The organism is Xanthomarina gelatinilytica (assembly GCF_000348685.1).
Classification (GTDB): Bacteria; Bacteroidota; Bacteroidia; order Flavobacteriales; family Flavobacteriaceae; genus Xanthomarina; species Xanthomarina gelatinilytica.
This window is the reverse complement of the sequence record NZ_ANLA01000020.1, coordinates 72,938-91,004: the sequence shown is the minus strand read 5'-3', so window position 1 is coordinate 91,004 and position 18,067 is coordinate 72,938. Positions and strand designations below refer to the sequence as shown.

Sequence of the window (18,067 nt, the reverse complement as noted above, 5' to 3'; positions counted from 1 at the left end):
TTTGCATTTAGATTTTATCTTACATGTTATACCCAAAAAACCCTCTAGCACAAACTGTTATTCAGCTTTGTAAAGCCAAAAACATTCAGCATATTGTGATTTCTCCTGGAAGTAGAAATGCACCATTGACCATTGGTTTTACCAACGATCCTTTCTTTACTTGTTATAGTATTGTAGATGAGCGTTGTGCTGGTTTTTTTGCTTTAGGGATTGCCCAGCAAATAGAACGTCCTGTGGCTTTGGTTTGCACTTCTGGAAGTGCCTTGCTTAATTACTATCCAGCTATTGCCGAAGCTTTTTATAGCGATATCCCTTTGGTAGTGCTTTCAGCAGACAGACCTCGATACTTAATTGGAATTGGAGATGGACAAACCATTAACCAAAAAGATGTGTATGCCAATCATATTTTAAATTCGGCTAATTTAAAGTTGAATTTTGAAAATGCCCCAAAAAATTCCAATGAGACAGAACCAGCTATCATTAGGTCCATAGAAAATAAATTGGAACGTATGTTAGGTGTTAAACAGGAACTGGACGATGAAAACGAAACCAAAATAAACACAGCATTAAACAAAGCCATATCGCTTAATGGTCCTGTGCACATCAATATCCCTTTTGAAGAACCCCTTTACGAAACCACAGACAAAATGACTGTGGAACCTAAAGTGATTGAGTTTGAGACCAAGAAGAAAAAGATAGACGATTTCTTTATTCAGGAGTGTTATGACGATTGGAACACCTATTCCAGAAAGATGATTTTGGTTGGTGCCAATCAGCCCAATAAGGTCGATCAACATATATTGGATGAGTTGGCTAAGGACAACAGTGTGATTGTGTTTACAGAAACAACATCGAACATCCATAACAAACAGTTTTTCAATAGTATCGATAAAATGATTGCACCTTTAACAGAAGAAGGGTTTCAAGCTTTGCAACCTGATATTTTGGTAACTTTTGGTGGTTTAATCGTATCTAAAAAAATCAAGGGGTTTTTACGTAAATTCCAACCCAAACATCATTGGCATATAGACAAGAAAAATGCAAACGACACCTTTTTTTGTTTGGACAAACATATAGAAGCTACTCCCAATCAGTTTTTTAATGCGCTTTTGCCAAGATTAACACATTTTGTTAAAAGCGATTACAAACCTTTTTGGAACGACATAAAGCTGTTAAGGGACGAAAAACATCAAGAATATCTAGAGCAGGTACCCTTTAGCGATTTTAAGGTGTTTGATACGGTTCTTAAAGTGTTGCCAGAACAAACCATTTTGCAGTTGGGTAATAGTTCTGCTGTAAGATATGCGCAACTTTTCGACCTTAAGAAAACCATTCAGGTGTTTTGTAATCGAGGGACAAGTGGTATTGATGGCAGTACCAGTACAGCCATTGGTTGCGCTAAGGTACACAAAAAACAAACCGTTTTTATTACAGGCGATTTAAGCTTTTTCTACGATAGCAATGCGCTCTGGAACAATTACATTCCCAACCATTTTAGGATCATTCTTATCAACAACCAAGGTGGAGGTATATTTAGAATCCTTCCTGGCCATAAAAACACCAAAAAATTCGATACTTATTTTGAAACCACGCATAACCTTACAGCAAAACAGTTATGTAAAATGTATGAATTTGAATACGATGTAGCAGCTAATGAAAGGCAGTTGAAGGCGCAATTAAAAACATTTTTTGAAGAATCCAACCAACCTAAATTATTGGAAATTTTTACTCCAAGAACCCTTAACGACGATGTGTTGTTGGATTATTTCAAGTTTATTAAATAGCCTGTAATCAAAGCTGATTTTTTTCATTTTCAACATCTATTATTACTACCTTTGCAGCATGATACATTTAGGAGAATACAATACGTTAGAAATACTTCGCGAATCTGAACAAGGTTTATATTTAGCAGATGAAGAAGGGAACGAAGTGTTGTTGCCAAACCGATACGTACCGGAATCGTTTAAAATTTGGGATAAAATGGACGTTTTTGTCTATTTGGACAATGAAGAACGTTTGGTTGCCGTAACCGATAAACCTTATATTAAAAAAGGTGATTTTGCATTATTACGATGTAATGCCGTAACGGAACATGGTGCTTTTTTGGATTGGGGCATGCTTAAAGAATTGTTTTGTCCGTTCCGGGAACAGGCCTTTAAAATGAAAAAAGGAGGTTGGTATTTTGTGTATTGTTTTCTGGATGAAAAAAGTAACAGATTGGTTGCTTCCAGTAAAACAAATCAATTTCTGGATAACAAAGAACTTACGGTAAGTCAGTTTGAAGAAGTAGACTTAATCGTGTCCCATCCTTCAGAAATAGGTATGAACGTGATTATCAACAAAAAACACTTGGGACTTATTTTCAACGACGATATTTTTCAGGATTTAAGTGTTGGGGACAGGTTGAAGGGTTACATAAAAAAAATCAGGCCTGATAATAAAATTGATGTGGTTTTAGGCCAAATAGGCTATAGAAACATAGAACCAAATGCCGATGCCATTATGGTGGAACTTCGTGATAACAGTGGATATTTAAACTTAACGGACAAATCGGATCCTGAAACCATTAAACAAGTGCTTAAAATGAGTAAAAAAAGCTTTAAAAAAGCAGTTGGTTCCTTATACAAGCAAAAACTTATAGAAATAAAAGAAGACGGGATTTATTTGGTATAGCTGTTTTTTTTGGCTTCAACTTTTTCATTGATCCACGCTTCTGCTTCTTCCAAAGAAGAAAACAACCGTCTGTTGATTTTTTTAAAAAAATGATTTTCCAAATCAAAATTTACGGTTTTGGTCAAATCTTCGCTAACTACAGCTGTGGCAACCAGGTTAGGGATTTCTTTTTCAAGCTGCATGGCATCGGTTGGTACCGTATTAAAAGGATGTATTTTGTTTACAATTAACCCAAAAGGTTTGTTGTTGGCAAATTGCCCCAAACCTTTGGTTTTTATTTCATGTAAGGCACGCATGGAAATTATGGCTTCTTTGGCATATTCTACCAAAACAAAATTTTCAAAAAAGTAAAAATCCCCTATTTTAAGAGCTATGTGTTTCATTATCTTGCTGGATAGAAAAGAGGAGCGTACTGGTGTTTGCATGTTTTTATTACATTAAGTCGTTTTTTTGCTTCTAACCCAAGTTACAGCTTCTTCTAAAGTTTCAAATTTTTTTCTGGGAAATGAAAAATAGGCATCTTCCAACTCAATCACTTTATTGGTAAGATGGTTGTAAGACACAATAACATAAGCAGAAAGAAACTTTAAGTTTTTCGAATTAGACAAGATGTCCATAAGATCTACAGAATACGAATATATTCGGTTGGAAATAAAAAACTGGGGCATCCCATTGTGGGTTTCGTTTTTAAGTTCTAGAACCTCATTAAACTTGTTAAAAGTTACATGGCTACCTTCTTTAAATTCAGCAATAATCATGTTTTCAATAAAATGAAAGTCACCTATTTTCAATGAAACGGTAGCATCAATTTCTGATGCAAAAGAAGATTTTAGTGTTTTCATAGTGTCATACCTGAAAATATAAGTTATATAATTTTGTTTATAAAAGCAAATGCAATAGCTGATATTTGTTGTAATTATGTATTTTTACACCGAAAAAAGTGACAAGATTATGAGTGAAATCAACTGGAAAACAGCCAAAGAATACGAAGATATTACCTACAAAAAGTGTAATGGTGTTGCTAGAATTGCTTTTAATAGACCAAATGTACGTAACGCTTTCAGGCCTAAAACCACCAAAGAATTATATGATGCTTTTTATGATGCAAGTGAAGATGTAAATATTGGTGTGGTATTACTCTCTGCTGAAGGGCCTTCAACAAAGGATGGAGTGTATTCATTCTGCTCTGGAGGAGACCAAAAAGCTAGAGGCCATCAAGGATATGTTGGGGAAGATGGTTACCATAGATTGAATATTTTGGAAGTGCAGCGTCTTATTCGTTTTATGCCTAAAGCAGTAATAGCTGTGGTTCCAGGTTGGGCAGTTGGTGGAGGACATAGTTTGCATGTGGTTTGCGATTTAACTTTGGCAAGTAAAGAACATGCCATTTTTAAGCAAACAGATGCCGATGTTACCAGTTTTGATGGGGGTTATGGATCAGCCTATTTGGCAAAAATGGTAGGTCAGAAAAAAGCACGTGAGATCTTTTTTCTAGGAAGAAATTATTCGGCACAAGAGGCTTTTGAAATGGGCATGGTAAATGCTGTAATTCCACATCATGAACTAGAAGAGACTGCTTACCAATGGGCTCAAGAAATATTGGCAAAATCACCAACATCCATCAAAATGTTAAAATTTGCCATGAATTTAACAGATGATGGGATGGTTGGCCAGCAAGTATTTGCAGGAGAAGCTACGCGTCTGGCATACATGACAGATGAAGCTAAAGAAGGTAGAGATGCTTTTCTTGAAAAGCGAAAGCCTAATTTTCCTAAAAAATGGATCCCATAAATCTATTGATACAAGCACTTATTTATGTCAAAAAAATACAAGATATGGTTATCGGCCTTTAGGCTAAGAACACTTCCTTTGTCTCTATCAGGAATCATTGTAGCTGCTAGTTTGGCTGCTTACAATGGTGTTTTTGATTGGTTGGTGTTTGTGTTGGCCATTTTAACAACCTTAAGTTTGCAGATACTTTCTAATTTGGCAAACGATTATGGCGATGGTGTAAAAGGTACAGATAGTGACGATAGAATAGGACCACAACGTGCCATACAGAGTGGAACGATAACTCCAGATGAGATGTTTGAGGCCATTAAAATAAATATTTTAATTGTTATCGGCTTGGCGTTCTTTTTAATCATGGCTGCTTTTGGGACTAAACACTTTTTACTGGCCATGCTTTTTTTTGGTTTAAGTTTATTTGCCATTTATGCTGCCATAAAATATACTGTTGGAAATAATGCTTATGGATATAGAGGGTTAGGAGATGTTTTTGTTTTTGTATTTTTTGGTTTGATAAGTGTTGGAGGAGGTTATATATTATTCGCTCAAAAATTGGATCACATTATATTTTTGCCAGCTTGTACCATTGGTTTGTTAAGTGTGGCTGTATTAAATTTAAATAACTTAAGGGATATTCATTCCGATAGAAGAGCAAATAAAAACACCTTGGTAGTTAAAATGGGTTTTGAGAATGGAAAAACCTATCACTACGTGTTAATAGGTTGTGCCATGGTTTTATCGATTTTATATGGCATTTTGTATTACTCTTCGCCTTTTAATTTTATCTATTTCCTTGCTTATATTCCTCTTGTTAAGCACCTTATGACTGTTCGTGACAATACAGACCCAAAACTGTTGGATCCAGAGTTAAAAAAGCTTGCATTAAGCACATTTATACTAAGTGTTTTGCTTGCCATTGGTCATTTACTTTAACAATAGTTACTAAAATAATTTCATAAAGCCTTGTTTTTCAAATAAATATGTTTTATATTTATTGTGTTGGTAGGTTATTATCAATAATTGAAGCGGTTAAAATGCTTCATATTTTGGGGATTGAAAAACTCAAACAGATTCTTGCAATTTGTTTGAGTTTTTTTGTAAATTCCAATTTCAAAAAAATCTCTCAAAACAATGAAAATCACTTTTTACGGTCACGCAAGTTTAGGAATAGAAGTAAATGACGTTCATATATTGGTGGATCCATTTATATCTGCAAATGATAAGGCATCACATATAGATATCAACACTTTAAAAGCAGATTATATTTTGTTGACACATGCTCATCAAGATCATATATTGGATGTAGAGACCATAGCAAAGAGTACAGATGCTGTAATCGTATCTAATTTTGAAATAGTAAGTTACTTCCAAAATAAAGGTTTGGAAGGACATCCAATGAATCATGGTGGTAGTTGGGATTTTGAATTTGGTAATGTAAAGTATGTTAATGCTATACATACATCTTCATTTCCAGATGGAAGCTATGGTGGACAACCAGGAGGCTTTGTTATAGAAGGAGAGCGTAAAAACATCTATATTGCTGGAGACACAGCTTTAACCATGGACATGAAATTAATCCCTTTACAAATTAAATTGGATCTAGCCATTTTACCTATAGGAGATAATTTTACCATGGGAATAGACGATGCTATTATAGCAAGTGACTTTGTGGAGTGCGATAAAATTTTAGGTTATCACTACGATACTTTCGGTTATATTGAAATAGACCATGAAGAAGCCAAACGAAAATTCTTCGATAAAAATAAAGACTTGATGTTGCTAGATATAGGGGAAAGTATTGAGCTTTGATTTTACGCAAAATCCCCTACAGTTAGGTCACTTTACTTTTTAAGACTAATTTATGGAGTAACTTTGGAAAAAACCGTTTAACATACACGCCCAAAACTTCAGATTTACCAATATATGCTTCAAACTTTTCTTTTTGAATGGCTTTAAGCATGCGTTTAACAAACACAGTAACTTCCAGTCCATTTTCGGTCATTTCGTCTTGGTATCCTTGTTTGCTGCCATCAGCAGTTAACGCATTTCTGGCCACATTGGTATTTACAAATCCAGGACAGATCATGGTCACTTTAATATGGTTTTTTTCGTGTTCCATACGCAAGGTGTCAAAAAAACCATGTAAGGCATGTTTTGCACCACAATAAGAGGACCTGTAAGGGGAACTGAATTTACCCATAAGGCTGGAAACCACAACAAAATGACCTGTTTTACTTTTAATAAAATAAGGCAATAGTGCTTTGCTTAATGCTACCGTACCCAAATAATCTATTTCCATAAGCTTTTTATCCACTTCTATAGATGTGTCAATAATGGGAGAACGTTGACTAATACCTGCATTGTTGATTAATAAATCAATATGGCCAAAAAGTTGCATGGCTTTTTCAACTACCAAGCTCATAGTTGCATAATGAGCCAAATCCAATGCTAAAACTTGAACATTTTCTTGGTTTTTACAGTCCTTTTTAACGCTGAAGAGCTGTTCCTGATGTCTTGAAGACAATATGAGTTTACAATGTTGTTTGGATAGCTCCAAAGCCAAGCCTTTCCCAATGCCACTAGAGGCACCAGTAATCCAAATCACTTTATTTTCAAAGGTCATGCTATAGTTTTTTTGCCCTTGACAGGTATTGAAATATGTTCGCTGCTTTCATTAAGTTTGGGGTTGGATTGAGAATTTAAATGTGTTGCCAACCATTCTTCCCTTAAGTTGTTGCTTAATTTTCCTGTACCATCATGTTTCCATCCGGGTGGTTTTATAAAATATTTCAATCTATTGGAAAGTGATTTTTTTCCAGAAAAAGCATCTTTAAGCATGTTATACCATTCTATAAAGGCAACTTTTACAGGATTATAAGTTTGGATGTTGGTTACCAATCCGTAAACCACCTTTTCATGATCCAACTCAGCTTGAAAAGTCCCAAATAATTTGTCCCATATTATTAAAATACCAGCATGATTTCTATCAAGATAAACAGGATTGCTTCCATGATGTACTCTATGATGCGAAGGTGTGTTCATTATGGCTTCAAACCATTTTGGCAGTTTGTTTATGGTTTCTGTATGAATCCAAAATTGATACAATAAACTCACGGACATTTGCAACAATATCATGGCTGGATGAAATCCTAACAAAGGCAACCATAACCAAAACACAAAGGAATAGAAACTACCAGACCAAGTTTGTCTCAAGGCAGTACTAAGATTATAATGTTGTGAGGAATGGTGAACCACATGCGATGCCCAAAACAATCTACACTCATGGGAAATCCTGTGGAACCAATAATAAGAAAAATCGTCTGCAAAAAACAACAAAACAAAACTCCACCAAGCAATGGGAATGGTAAAAATCCTAAAATTTTCATATACAAAAAATAAAGCCAATAACACCAAACCTTTACTTAGCAAACCTATAAATACATTTCCTAAACCCATAGCAATAGAAGTCAATGCGTCTTTGGGTTCATAACTTTTAATGTTTTTTTTGGTTGTGATGAACAGTTCCAAAAGCATGGAAGCTATAAAAAAAGGAATGGCAAAATGAATAAGGTTTGGAAATTCAGGCATGAGTATTTAAGATTATTAAGTCTAAATGTACAAAATATTTTAAGTATTTTTGAAACTTACTATGAAAGCAACCTACAAGAAATATATTTTAAATTTTAAACAAGCCAGTGGCACATCTAGAGGTGTTTTAAGAACCAAGGAAACCTGGTTCCTGATATTGAAACAGGATGACAAAATTGGAGTGGGCGAGTGTGGGTTGTTTCGTGGTTTGAGTGCAGACGATGTTCCACATTATGAAGAGATTTTAAAATGGACCTGTTTAAACATCCATTTGGGTTTACAGGTTTTATTGGATGAGCTTTATAAATTTCCAAGCATCCAATTTGGACTGGAAACGGCTTTTGCTTCTTTAAATAGCGATGACCAATTTGTATTGTTACCTTCAAATTTTACCAAGGGTACCGACGCCATTCCTATCAATGGCTTGATCTGGATGGGAAGTGAAAGTTTCATGAAACAACAGATAAAAGAAAAAATTGAAGCTGGTTTTTCCTGTATCAAAATGAAAATTGGTGCCATTGATTTTCAAACAGAATTAGACTTACTAAAATCCATTAGGAAAGAATTTTCAAATAGAGACATTATTTTAAGGGTCGATGCCAATGGTGCTTTTTCAGCTTCAGAAGCCTTGGAAAAATTGCACCAGCTTGCAGAATTACAAATCCATTCCATAGAGCAACCCATTAAACAGGGACAATGGCAGGAAATGGCTCGATTATGTGAAAAATCACCCATACCAATAGCTTTGGATGAAGAGCTGATTGGCATTTTTTCAAAAAAAGAAAAAATTAAATTGCTTCAAACCATAAAACCTCAATACATTATTCTAAAACCCAGTTTAATTGGAGGTTTTAAAGGAAGTGGTTCTTGGGTAAGCCTGGCACAAAAAGAAAGCGCATATTATTGGGTTACAAGTGCATTGGAAAGCAATGTAGGCTTAAATGCCATAGCACAATGGACCTATATGTTACATCAAGATTATCATCAAGGGCTGGGCACAGGTGGTTTGTTTACCAATAATTTTGACTCTCCTTTACTAGTAAAAAATGGTACATTGCAATACCAAAAAAATAAAAATTGGAATTTTAATTTATAATTTATGTATATAGCTCAAGCTTTTAATGCGTTACACGATTGGTGGAGATATTTAGTTGGAATTGTCTTCGTTGTTATTGCTGTGGTCATCGGTCAAATTCCGTTTACTGTAGCTGTTTTTATGAAAGCCATTAACGATGGTGAAAGTGTTTTTGGATTGGACGAAACCCAGATGATGACCATGTTGGAACCCAACCTAAATTTGTTTTTAATGTTGCTTTCTTTTGCAGTAGGCTTGATTGGGCTGTTTCTGGTTGTAAAATTTCTACATAAGCAAAGTATCACATCTTTAACAACAGCAAGGCCCAAAATTGACTGGAATCGTATTTGGTTTGCTTTTATTTTATGGGGAATTGTAAGCTCTGGTTTTATTACTTTAGATTATTTTTTGTCTCCAGAAGATTATGTGGTTAATTTTAAATTGCAGCCTTTTATTATTTTATGTGTCATAGCTATAGTATTGGTACCATTGCAAACCAGTTTTGAAGAATATTTGTTTAGAGGCTATTTAATGCAAGGCATTGGTGTTTTGGCCAAGAATAAATGGGTACCACTATTAACGACCTCATTTATATTTGGGATGTTGCATATTGCCAATCCTGAAGTGGACAAATTAGGAAACGTAATTATGGTTTATTATATAGGAACAGGTTTGTTTTTGGGAATCATGACATTAATGGATGAAGGCATGGAGCTTGCTTTAGGATTTCATGCAGCCAACAATTTGTTTACAGCTTTGTTGGTCACAGCCGATTGGACAGCCTTTCAAACACATTCTGTATTAAAGGATATGGCAGAACCAACTTCTGCTAGTTTTACAGAAATATTTATGCCAGTTTTTATACTGTTTCCATTGCTCTTGTTTGTTTTTTCCAAAAAATATCACTGGACCAATTGGTCGGAAAAATTATTTGGTCCTGTTGAAGCACCTTTACTTGAAACAGCCCATCCAGATTTAACCACAGAAGACAATAACCTTATAGAATAACCTTCATGATTCCTACTTACGATAAAGTTCACAATAAATTTAAATTGAACAACAGAAATTATTCATATGAAGAATTAAAAGAAGTTGCTTATAGTTTTATCAAAGAAGGAAAACCTTTTGAGAAGGCACTTGGCGATTTTTTGGCTGATTGGTTGGACTCCAAAGATTACATAAAGACCAAAACTTCTGGAACCACTGGAAACCCTAAAACCATAAAAATAAAAAAACAAGCCATGGTGCATTCTGCCATTGCAACTGGAAATTATTTTGGGTTAAAACCGGGAGACAAAGCCTTACATTGTTTGCCAACCCAATTTATTGCTGGTAAAATGATGCTGGTTCGTGCCATTATTTTAGGACTACAAATAGATGTTGTTGAACCTGCAAGTGTTTTAAATTTCAATACAAAAAAACACTATACCTTTTGTGCCATGGTCCCAATGCAGTTACAACAAAACATAAAAAAAATAAGCCATATAAAAACCCTGATTGTAGGTGGCGCTCCTTTGTCCTTTAATCTTAAAGAGCAAATAAAAAACTTGAAAACCAAAGTTTATGCAACGTACGGTATGACAGAGACCATTACACATATTGCAGTCATGCCCTTAAACCATGTTTATGATGATACGTCCAATCCAAGAGTTAAAAACATCTATCACACACTTCCTAATATCAAGATTTTGCAAGATGAAAGACATTGTTTAGTGATTGAGGCACCTCAACTAACCAAAGGGAAATTGGTTACCAATGATGTTGTAACGCTTTATTCCAATACATCTTTTGAATGGTTGGGAAGAATAGATAACGTGATAAACTCTGGTGGGATTAAATTATATCCAGAACAAATAGAGAAGAAGTTGCAGTCTAAGATCACTAACCGTTTTTTTGTTGCTTCAGAGTCTGATAAAATACTTGGTGAGAGGCTAATCCTAGTTTTGGAAGCTGCTAACAATAATTTACCAGCTACTATTTTTGATGATTTGGATGGATATGAAAAACCAAAGAGGGTATATGCAGTTTCAAAATTCATTGAAACCACTTCGGGTAAATTGCAGCGTTCAAAAACATTAGAGCTTATTGCCTAATTACATTTGCATTTTTAAATAGTAATCCACAGAATGCTTACCAGAACCGTAAAACACAAAAAACACACACACCAAAAATGTTGCACTTGCCAATAACAAATTGGCTGTGTTAAAGTCTCCCATAAAGTTTACAAGTATGGCTCCAATCAACACAGGAATTTGAACAATAATTGCCCAACGGGTTAATAAGCCAAAAGCAATTAAAATACCACCAACCAAATGGGAAGCTGCTACATAATGAGCCAAAATCATACTTCCAGCATAAGTGTTCAAGGGTTTGATAAGTTCCACCAACAATTCGGTGTTGGATACAAAATGGACACCTTTCATAAAAAGAAAAACGCCTAACGCAATTCGTAAAACATCTAATGGGTAATACGTATGCGCATTAGCCCATTTGTTTAAGGATTTAATTGTTCCCATAACGAAAATGTTTGATTTTCAGTTATTAAGGTACAAAATTTTAGTGAAATATGGAAGTTTAAACTTGAATAACTCCAAGATTAAACTTTTTTTCAATAGGAGCATGATTGGCAGCTTCAATTCCCATACTGATCCATTTTCTGGTATCCAATGGGTCGATAATGGCATCTGTCCATATTCTGGAAGCAGCATAATATGGCGAAACTTGCTTGTCGTAACGGTCTTTAATCTTATTAAAGAGTTCCTCTTCCTTTTCTTTGGTGATAACTTCCCCTTTCTTTTTAAGCGATGCAGTTTCTATTTGCAATAACACTTTGGCAGCACTATTACCACTCATCACAGCCAATTCGGCACTTGGCCATGCAATTATTAATCGTGGGTCGTAAGCTTTTCCACACATGGCGTAATTTCCGGCGCCATAACTGTTTCCAAGTATGACAGTGAATTTAGGAACCACAGAATTGCTCACGGCATTCACCATTTTGGCACCATCTTTAATAATTCCTCCATGTTCACTTTTACTTCCTACCATAAAACCGGTAACATCCTGTAAAAACACCAAAGGAATTTTCTTTTGATTGCAATTGGCAATAAATCGGGTTGCTTTATCTGCAGAGTCGTTATAGATAACACCACCAAATTGCATTTCGCCTTGTTTGGTTTTTACCAGTTTTCTTTGGTTGGCAACAATCCCAACTGCCCAACCATCAATCCTGGCATAAGCTGTAATAATGGTTTTTCCGTAACCAGCTTTGTATTCTTCAAATTCGCTATTGTCAACCAAACGTTTGATGATTTCATACATATCGTATTGGTCAGCACGAGATTTTGGCAGAATGCCATAAATGTCTTCTTGTTTTTCTTTAGGCTTGGCAGGAGTAGAGCGATTAAAACCAGCTTTATCAAAATCGCCAATTTTATCAATAATATTTTTTATTCTATCCAAAGCGTCTTTATCATCTTTTGCTTTATAGTCTGTAACTCCCGAAATTTCACAATGAGTGGTGGCTCCACCAAGGGTTTCATTATCTATGGTTTCACCAATGGCTGCTTTAACCAAATAACTACCAGCTAAAAAGATACTACCGGTTTTATCCACTATCATGGCTTCATCACTCATTATGGGTAAATAGGCACCACCAGCCACACAACTACCCATAACGGCAGCGATTTGTGTAATGCCCAAACTGCTCATTATGGCATTGTTTCTAAAAATTCGTCCAAAATGTTCCTTATCTGGAAAAATTTCGTCCTGCATAGGAAGATATACTCCAGCAGAATCCACTAAATATATAATTGGCAACTTGTTTTCTATGGCAATTTCCTGAGCACGTAAATTCTTTTTTCCGGTTATAGGAAACCAAGCTCCTGCTTTTACAGTGGCATCGTTAGCAACTACCATACATTGCTTTCCTTTAATGTAACCAATTTTCACCACAACGCCTCCAGAAGGACAGCCACCATGTTCTTCGTACATATCTTCACCAGCAAAAGCGGCAATTTCTATGCTATTTTTTTTTGCATCCAAAAGGTAATCAATACGCTCTCTTGCAGTCATTTTACCTTTGGAATGGTGTTTTTCAATATTCTTTTTTCCTCCTCCAAGCTTTACTTGGGCTAAACGTTTTTTTAATTCTGAAACTAAAAGTTTATTGTAATCTTCGTTTTTGTTGAAGTTTATGTCCATAGAAATATTTATTTGCTACGAATTTACAAAAGTAGAACATGGTTTAAAAGCGAATATTTTGTTAAATAATATTACATGGAATTAGTTTCCTTGGAAACTATTTATATTTTACATATATTTGCAATGAAAAATAAATAGGTTATCCTCATTCAAGGACATAAAAAATATAATATAATACATGAAACACATTTTAGCATTTGCAGGAAGTAACAGCAAAGATTCCATTAACAAACAATTGGCCGTTTACGCTTCAAGGTTGATTGACGATGTAACGGTTACCATTTTGGATTTAAATGATTTTGAATTACCAATTTACAGTAAAGACTTAGAAGCAGAACAGGGAATTCCAGCAAACGCTCTGTCATTTCTGGATCACATAAAAAAATGTGATGGTATTATTTTGTCATTGGCAGAGAACAATGGAGCTTATACAGCAGTGTTTAAAAACATTTTTGACTGGTTATCCAGGGCAGAACAGAAAACCTTTTTAAACAAGCCCATGTTGTTAATGGCAGCAGCACCTGGAGCTAGAGGAGGCGCTTCGGTTTTAGCCATGGCAATGGACAGGTTTCCAAGACACCAAGCACAAATTATTGCAGATTTTTCTTTGCCATTTTTTGAAACCAATTTTTCAGATGGAAAAATAACCAACAAAGAGCTTGATGACGCATTAAAAAACAAGATTAATTTATTTAAAAACGCCATATAATTATGAATATACAACATGAAGACAATGGAACTAGAGGTAAGTTTTACATTGAAATAGACAATAAACAAGAAGCAGAAATGACCTATCGTTATAAAAATAACAACATTATTGATATAGATCATACCGAAGTCAAAGAAACTTTAAAAGGACAAGGAATAGGTTATAAATTAATTGATGCAGCTGTTTCCTTTATGAGGGAAAACAACTTAAAGGCTGCACCAACCTGTTCTTATGCCAAGGCCGTTTTTGAGAAAAAACAAGACCAGTACAAAGATGTTATTGCTTAAAATTGTTGCAAAGGAATAAATGACATGGGAAATCTTTCAAAAGAAATCAACTCGAAATTTGCAAATGCTAAGGTGAAAGCCCTAGTCAATGTTTTATACACGGCAAATTGGATTTCCAGTTTTCAAAACGAGTTTTTTAAGCCTTTCGGGATTTCTCCACAGCAGTACAATATTCTTCGAATCCTGAATGGCACAGACCAAGCTTTGAAGGTGCAAACCATTAAAGAGCGTATGATAGAGCGTTCTCCCAATGCAACCAGGTTAATGGATAAACTCATTGCCAAACAGCTTATAGAGCGTTTTCCCTGTATGGACGACAGGAGAGTGGTTTATATAAAAATCACTAAAACAGGAAAACAACTTTTAGAAAGTATTTCGGAAGATTTTAATCACGATTTGCTAAAAAACATTTCTGAAGAAGAAGCTAAACAATTAAGCGATTTATTGGATAAAATGAGATAATAAATTCCTAAGGAAAGAAAAATTTCAACACTAGCTTTTCAACTAGAAATTTGAGTTAATACTTTTTTTAAAAACAGGATATAATTTTAATTAGTCACTTTCCATTGAAAAAATTGAAACCTACTTTCTTGTCTGCAATAGGCAGACGAGGCAATAAAAATTTACTATAAAATGAAAACAGTATTACATAAAGCAGAAGATAGAGGTTATGCCAATCATGGATGGTTACAGGCAAATCATTCCTTTAGTTTTGCAGGTTATTTCAACAAAGACAAAATTCAATTTGGTGCATTAAGAGTTTTAAATGACGATATCATTGCCCCAAAAATGGGTTTTGGAACTCATCCACATGACAATATGGAAATTGTAACCATTCCACTAAGTGGTGTTTTAAAACATCGCGACAGTATGCATCAAAACTGGCAGCAAGTACTTCCTGGAGAAGTACAGGTTATGAGTGCAGGAACAGGTGTTCAGCATTCAGAAATTAATGGTTCGGACGATACACATTTGAGTTTGTTTCAAATTTGGATCATGCCAAATAAACAACATGTGGAGCCTCGTTATGATCAAAAATCATTTCATGATGAAGACAGACAAAACAAACTGCAAACTTTAGTCACTTCCATAGATGAAAATCACGAAGGAAGTTTAAAAATTCATCAAGATGCCATAATTTCCAGAATAGATTTGGACATAGGAAAAACATATGAGTATACTTTAAAAAGCGACAATCATGGCGTGTATGTAATGACTGTTTTTGGACAAGTAAGCATTGCAGACATCACCTTAGGGACTCGTGATGCATTGGGTGTTTCAAATGCAGTAGGTTTTTCAATAGATGCAATGGAGGGATCCAGCTTATTGTTTATAGAGGTTCCCATGGGATAACCCATAAAAATAGTTCAATTAAAAAGCAGCTATTTCAATGCGTTTTTTGTTTAAAAAATATCGATATTTGCATTTCTACTAATTACAAATTTTAGATATAATGGCAATGAATAAAAATACCGTTTTAGCTTGGGCAACGTGGATCATGATTTTTGTAGGATTAGCTTTAATTGCTTTGGGAGCATTTAGATACGACGATGTTGCAGGCTGGGGTTTTGCTGCTGTAGGAATTGGTTTTTTTGCTGTAGCATGGGTTTTTAACGCGCTAAAAGGAAGAGTCTAAGAGTTTGTGGTTTAAAACTACAAGCTAATTCTATTTAACAATTTAACTTATTAAAAAAATGAGCGACGATAAAAAAGTAATTTTCTCTATGTCTGGTTTAACCAAGACCTATCAGAGCGCCAATACTCCAGTTTTAAAGAATATTTATTTAAGTTTCTTTTATGGAGCCAAAATAGGGATTTTAGGACTTAACGGTTCTGGTAAATCCACCTTATTGAAAATAATTGCTGGCGTTGATAAAAACTATCAAGGAGATGTAGTGTTTTCTCCTGGGTATACAGTTGGATACTTGGAACAGGAACCAAAACTGGACGAAACCAAAACCGTTATGGAAGTTGTAAAGGAAGGAGCAGCTGAAACAGTTGCCATTCTGGAAGAATATAATAAAATTAACGATATGTTTGGTCTGGAAGAAGTTTATAGCGATCCAGAAAAAATGGAAAAACTCATGAACAGACAAGCTGTGCTCCAGGACCAAATTGATGCTTCAGATGCTTGGGAATTGGATACCAAACTTGAAATAGCCATGGACGCCTTGCGAACTCCTGAAGGTGATAAAAAAATTAGTGTGCTCTCTGGTGGAGAAAAACGCCGTGTAGCTTTATGTAGATTGCTTTTACAAGAACCAGATGTATTATTGTTGGATGAGCCTACCAACCACTTGGATGCCGAGTCGGTTCATTGGTTGGAACATCATTTGGCACAGTACAAAGGCACTGTAATTGCTGTGACACACGATAGATATTTCTTAGATAATGTAGCAGGTTGGATTTTAGAGTTGGATAGAGGAGAAGGGATTCCTTGGAAAGGGAATTATTCGTCATGGTTGGATCAAAAATCCAAACGTATGGCACAAGAAGGAAAATCTGCTTCCAAGCGTCAAAAAACCCTAGAACGTGAGTTGGAATGGGTTAGACAAGGTGCTAAAGGAAGACAAACCAAGCAAAAAGCCCGTTTAAAAAATTACGATAAACTATTGAGTCAAGACCAAAAACAATTGGACGAAAAACTGGAGATTTACATTCCAAATGGACCTCGTTTAGGAACCAATGTTATTGAAGCCATTGGAGTAAGTAAGGGTTATGACGATAAATTATTATACGACAATTTAAATTTCAACCTTCCTCAAGCTGGTATTGTTGGTATTATTGGACCAAATGGAGCTGGTAAAACCACCATTTTTAAAATGATTATGGGCGAAGAAACTCCTGATAAAGGGGAGTTTAAAGTAGGTGAAACAGCAAAAATTGCCTATGTGGACCAAACCCATTCCAATATAGATCCTGAAAAAACCATTTGGCAAAATTTTAGCGATGAGCAAGAATTGATTATGATGGGAGGAAAACAAGTCAATTCCAGAGCCTATTTAAGTCGTTTTAATTTTAGTGGGAGTGAACAAAACAAAAAAGTAAAAATGCTTTCTGGTGGAGAACGAAACAGATTGCATTTGGCCATGACACTTAAAGAAGAAGGAAACGTCCTGTTGCTGGATGAGCCAACAAACGATTTGGATGTAAATACCTTAAGGGCTTTAGAAGAAGGTCTGGAAAATTTTGCAGGTTGTGCTGTAATTATTAGTCACGATAGATGGTTCTTGGACAGAATTTGTACACACATTCTTGCTTTTGAAGGAAACTCCGAAGTGTATTTCTTTGAAGGTAGTTTTAGTGACTACGAAGAAAACAAAAAACAACGTCTTGGAGGCGATTTGATGCCTAAACGAATTAAATATAGAAAATTAGTAAGATAAGTTTTTATATGGAAACAAGTTAAAAGCCTGCAATTGCAGGCTTTTTAGTTTTATGGAAACATAATTGGTTTTAATTGTTATCGTACAGGTGACTTTCTGTAAAATCTTTGTAAACTTTAGTTTCTTCATCGGTATCTGAAGAGAACGATTGACTTAGTTTTTCACTTTCTTTCCTTAATAAATAAGATTTCCTTAACCCTAAAATCAAAAGCACCAAGAAAAAAATAACTGAAATAGATAGGGCTGTAACAATACTGGATTGTTCAATAAGCGCCAAGGAGAAGGTTCCTGAAAGTGATAATACTTGTGACATTGTAGGTACTTGATTTGGTTAATAGCTAATCAAATATAAACATTT

At 35.0% G+C, this 18,067-nt stretch carries 21 protein-coding genes; 14 read left to right on the top strand and 7 right to left on the bottom strand.

Annotated features, from left to right (window positions below; genetic code table 11):
* Positions 1-23 precede the first annotated feature (23 nt).
* The gene (gene menD / locus D778_RS12410; RefSeq protein WP_007651232.1) at positions 24-1,784 is read left to right on the top strand and encodes a 2-succinyl-5-enolpyruvyl-6-hydroxy-3-cyclohexene-1-carboxylate synthase; all 1,761 of its coding nucleotides are present in this window, start codon (positions 24-26) and stop codon (positions 1,782-1,784) included.
* 58 nt (positions 1,785-1,842) lie between these two features.
* Positions 1,843-2,673, top strand: a complete 831-nt coding sequence (locus D778_RS12405) for a CvfB family protein (protein ID WP_007651231.1) — start codon at positions 1,843-1,845, stop codon at positions 2,671-2,673.
* Here the strand turns inward: D778_RS12405 and D778_RS12400 are convergent.
* Together D778_RS12400 and D778_RS14260 are read right to left on the bottom strand one after the other, a co-directional pair.
* The gene (locus D778_RS12400; RefSeq protein ID WP_155949957.1) at positions 2,661-3,098 is read right to left on the bottom strand and encodes a hypothetical protein; all 438 of its coding nucleotides are present in this window, start codon (positions 3,096-3,098) and stop codon (positions 2,661-2,663) included. The two genes, D778_RS12405 and D778_RS12400, sit on opposite strands and share 13 nt — an antisense overlap.
* A 12-nt stretch (positions 3,099-3,110) precedes the next feature.
* Positions 3,111-3,515, bottom strand: a complete 405-nt coding sequence (locus D778_RS14260; protein WP_007651229.1) for a hypothetical protein — start codon at positions 3,513-3,515, stop codon at positions 3,111-3,113.
* A 76-nt stretch (positions 3,516-3,591) separates the two neighbouring features.
* Here D778_RS14260 and D778_RS12390 point away from each other — a divergent pair, with 76 nt between their 5' ends.
* The 3 genes from D778_RS12390 to D778_RS12380 all read left to right on the top strand — a co-directional run bounded on the left by D778_RS12390 (position 3,592) and on the right by D778_RS12380 (position 6,270).
* Entirely contained in the window at positions 3,592-4,464 is an 873-nt protein-coding gene (locus D778_RS12390) for a 1,4-dihydroxy-2-naphthoyl-CoA synthase (RefSeq protein WP_262507728.1), read from the top strand.
* Positions 4,465-4,488: 24 nt separating this feature from the next.
* Positions 4,489-5,394 carry a 1,4-dihydroxy-2-naphthoate octaprenyltransferase gene (gene menA / locus D778_RS12385; protein ID WP_007651227.1) on the top strand — a complete coding sequence of 302 codons (906 nt, stop codon included), beginning with the start codon at positions 4,489-4,491 and terminating at the stop codon, positions 5,392-5,394.
* Positions 5,395-5,592: 198 nt separating this feature from the next.
* A complete protein-coding gene (locus D778_RS12380; protein WP_040492420.1) occupies positions 5,593-6,270 on the top strand; it encodes a metal-dependent hydrolase in 678 nt (225 codons plus the stop codon).
* 22 nt (positions 6,271-6,292) lie between these two features.
* Here the strand turns inward: D778_RS12380 and D778_RS12375 are convergent, their stop codons facing one another.
* Both D778_RS12375 and D778_RS12370 read right to left on the bottom strand, forming a co-directional pair.
* Positions 6,293-7,084 carry an SDR family oxidoreductase gene (locus tag D778_RS12375; protein WP_007651225.1) on the bottom strand — a complete coding sequence of 264 codons (792 nt, stop codon included), beginning with the start codon at positions 7,082-7,084 and terminating at the stop codon, positions 6,293-6,295.
* Positions 7,081-8,049, bottom strand: coding sequence for a sterol desaturase family protein (locus D778_RS12370; protein ID WP_007651224.1), 969 nt, complete (start codon positions 8,047-8,049; stop codon positions 7,081-7,083). Before D778_RS12370 ends, D778_RS12375 begins: the two co-directional genes overlap by 4 nt.
* Positions 8,050-8,110: 61 nt before the next feature.
* Here D778_RS12370 and D778_RS12365 point away from each other — a divergent pair, with 61 nt between their 5' ends.
* From D778_RS12365 to D778_RS12355, 3 genes are read left to right on the top strand one after another with little or no spacing between them, the layout of a single operon-like run.
* Positions 8,111-9,145: an o-succinylbenzoate synthase gene (locus D778_RS12365; RefSeq protein ID WP_007651219.1), complete on the top strand. Its 1,035-nt coding sequence runs from the start codon at positions 8,111-8,113 to the stop codon at positions 9,143-9,145.
* A 3-nt stretch (positions 9,146-9,148) separates the two neighbouring features.
* On the top strand, positions 9,149-10,132 hold the full coding sequence (locus D778_RS12360; RefSeq protein WP_007651217.1) for a CPBP family intramembrane glutamic endopeptidase: 984 nt from the start codon (positions 9,149-9,151) through the stop codon (positions 10,130-10,132).
* 5 nt (positions 10,133-10,137) lie between these two features.
* Positions 10,138-11,217, top strand: a complete 1,080-nt coding sequence (locus tag D778_RS12355) for an AMP-binding protein (protein WP_007651216.1) — start codon at positions 10,138-10,140, stop codon at positions 11,215-11,217.
* On the opposite strand, the gene D778_RS12350 is transcribed toward D778_RS12355, so the two are convergent.
* Both D778_RS12350 and D778_RS12345 read right to left on the bottom strand, forming a co-directional pair.
* Positions 11,218-11,640 carry a DoxX family protein gene (locus D778_RS12350; protein WP_007651215.1) on the bottom strand — a complete coding sequence of 141 codons (423 nt, stop codon included), beginning with the start codon at positions 11,638-11,640 and terminating at the stop codon, positions 11,218-11,220.
* Positions 11,641-11,698: 58 nt separating this feature from the next.
* Entirely contained in the window at positions 11,699-13,327 is a 1,629-nt protein-coding gene (locus D778_RS12345) for an acyl-CoA carboxylase subunit beta (RefSeq protein ID WP_007651214.1), read from the bottom strand.
* A 178-nt stretch (positions 13,328-13,505) separates the two neighbouring features.
* Here D778_RS12345 and D778_RS12340 point away from each other — a divergent pair, with 178 nt between their 5' ends.
* The 6 genes from D778_RS12340 to ettA all read left to right on the top strand — a co-directional run bounded on the left by D778_RS12340 (position 13,506) and on the right by ettA (position 17,709).
* Positions 13,506-14,036 (top strand): NADPH-dependent FMN reductase, encoded by a 531-nt coding sequence (locus tag D778_RS12340; RefSeq protein ID WP_007651213.1) that lies wholly within the window; start codon positions 13,506-13,508, stop codon positions 14,034-14,036.
* Positions 14,037-14,038: 2 nt separating this feature from the next.
* Positions 14,039-14,323 (top strand): GNAT family N-acetyltransferase, encoded by a 285-nt coding sequence (locus tag D778_RS12335; RefSeq protein ID WP_007651212.1) that lies wholly within the window; start codon positions 14,039-14,041, stop codon positions 14,321-14,323.
* 24 nt (positions 14,324-14,347) lie between these two features.
* Positions 14,348-14,785, top strand: coding sequence for a MarR family winged helix-turn-helix transcriptional regulator (locus D778_RS12330; protein WP_007651211.1), 438 nt, complete (start codon positions 14,348-14,350; stop codon positions 14,783-14,785).
* Between the two features lie 171 nt (positions 14,786-14,956).
* Positions 14,957-15,676, top strand: coding sequence for a pirin family protein (locus D778_RS12325; RefSeq protein ID WP_007651210.1), 720 nt, complete (start codon positions 14,957-14,959; stop codon positions 15,674-15,676).
* Between the two features lie 100 nt (positions 15,677-15,776).
* The gene (locus D778_RS12320; RefSeq protein WP_007651202.1) at positions 15,777-15,959 is read left to right on the top strand and encodes a CAL67264 family membrane protein; all 183 of its coding nucleotides are present in this window, start codon (positions 15,777-15,779) and stop codon (positions 15,957-15,959) included.
* A gap of 58 nt (positions 15,960-16,017) precedes the next feature.
* Positions 16,018-17,709: an energy-dependent translational throttle protein EttA gene (ettA, locus tag D778_RS12315; RefSeq protein ID WP_007651201.1), complete on the top strand. Its 1,692-nt coding sequence runs from the start codon at positions 16,018-16,020 to the stop codon at positions 17,707-17,709.
* A 70-nt stretch (positions 17,710-17,779) separates the two neighbouring features.
* Here the strand turns inward: ettA and D778_RS12310 are convergent, their stop codons facing one another.
* Positions 17,780-18,022 carry a hypothetical protein gene (locus tag D778_RS12310; protein WP_007651200.1) on the bottom strand — a complete coding sequence of 81 codons (243 nt, stop codon included), beginning with the start codon at positions 18,020-18,022 and terminating at the stop codon, positions 17,780-17,782.
* Positions 18,023-18,067: the final 45 nt, after the last annotated feature.

Excerpts from the sequence above, each read along its gene's own strand:
- D778_RS12355 (WP_007651216.1), top strand. The coding sequence starts at position 10,138 with ATGATTCCTACTTACGATAAAGTTCACAATAAATTTAAATTGAACAAC.
- D778_RS12325 (WP_007651210.1), top strand. The coding sequence starts at position 14,957 with ATGAAAACAGTATTACATAAAGCAGAAGATAGAGGTTATGCCAATCAT.
- D778_RS12365 (WP_007651219.1), top strand. The coding sequence starts at position 8,111 with ATGAAAGCAACCTACAAGAAATATATTTTAAATTTTAAACAAGCCAGT.
- D778_RS12320 (WP_007651202.1), top strand. The coding sequence starts at position 15,777 with ATGGCAATGAATAAAAATACCGTTTTAGCTTGGGCAACGTGGATCATG.
- ettA (WP_007651201.1), top strand. The coding sequence starts at position 16,018 with ATGAGCGACGATAAAAAAGTAATTTTCTCTATGTCTGGTTTAACCAAG.
- D778_RS12330 (WP_007651211.1), top strand. The coding sequence starts at position 14,348 with ATGGGAAATCTTTCAAAAGAAATCAACTCGAAATTTGCAAATGCTAAG.
- D778_RS12370 (WP_007651224.1), bottom strand. The coding sequence starts at position 8,049 with ATGCCTGAATTTCCAAACCTTATTCATTTTGCCATTCCTTTTTTTATA.
- D778_RS12405 (WP_007651231.1), top strand. The coding sequence starts at position 1,843 with ATGATACATTTAGGAGAATACAATACGTTAGAAATACTTCGCGAATCT.
- D778_RS12350 (WP_007651215.1), bottom strand. The coding sequence starts at position 11,640 with ATGGGAACAATTAAATCCTTAAACAAATGGGCTAATGCGCATACGTAT.
- D778_RS12310 (WP_007651200.1), bottom strand. The coding sequence starts at position 18,022 with ATGTCACAAGTATTATCACTTTCAGGAACCTTCTCCTTGGCGCTTATT.
- D778_RS12380 (WP_040492420.1), top strand. The coding sequence starts at position 5,593 with ATGAAAATCACTTTTTACGGTCACGCAAGTTTAGGAATAGAAGTAAAT.
- D778_RS12360 (WP_007651217.1), top strand. The coding sequence starts at position 9,149 with ATGTATATAGCTCAAGCTTTTAATGCGTTACACGATTGGTGGAGATAT.
- D778_RS12335 (WP_007651212.1), top strand. The coding sequence starts at position 14,039 with ATGAATATACAACATGAAGACAATGGAACTAGAGGTAAGTTTTACATT.
- D778_RS12390 (WP_262507728.1), top strand. The coding sequence starts at position 3,592 with ATGTATTTTTACACCGAAAAAAGTGACAAGATTATGAGTGAAATCAAC.
- D778_RS12400 (WP_155949957.1), bottom strand. The coding sequence starts at position 3,098 with ATGCAAACACCAGTACGCTCCTCTTTTCTATCCAGCAAGATAATGAAA.
- D778_RS14260 (WP_007651229.1), bottom strand. The coding sequence starts at position 3,515 with ATGAAAACACTAAAATCTTCTTTTGCATCAGAAATTGATGCTACCGTT.
- menD (WP_007651232.1), top strand. The coding sequence starts at position 24 with ATGTTATACCCAAAAAACCCTCTAGCACAAACTGTTATTCAGCTTTGT.
- D778_RS12345 (WP_007651214.1), bottom strand. The coding sequence starts at position 13,327 with ATGGACATAAACTTCAACAAAAACGAAGATTACAATAAACTTTTAGTT.
- D778_RS12340 (WP_007651213.1), top strand. The coding sequence starts at position 13,506 with ATGAAACACATTTTAGCATTTGCAGGAAGTAACAGCAAAGATTCCATT.
- menA (WP_007651227.1), top strand. The coding sequence starts at position 4,489 with ATGTCAAAAAAATACAAGATATGGTTATCGGCCTTTAGGCTAAGAACA.
- D778_RS12375 (WP_007651225.1), bottom strand. The coding sequence starts at position 7,084 with ATGACCTTTGAAAATAAAGTGATTTGGATTACTGGTGCCTCTAGTGGC.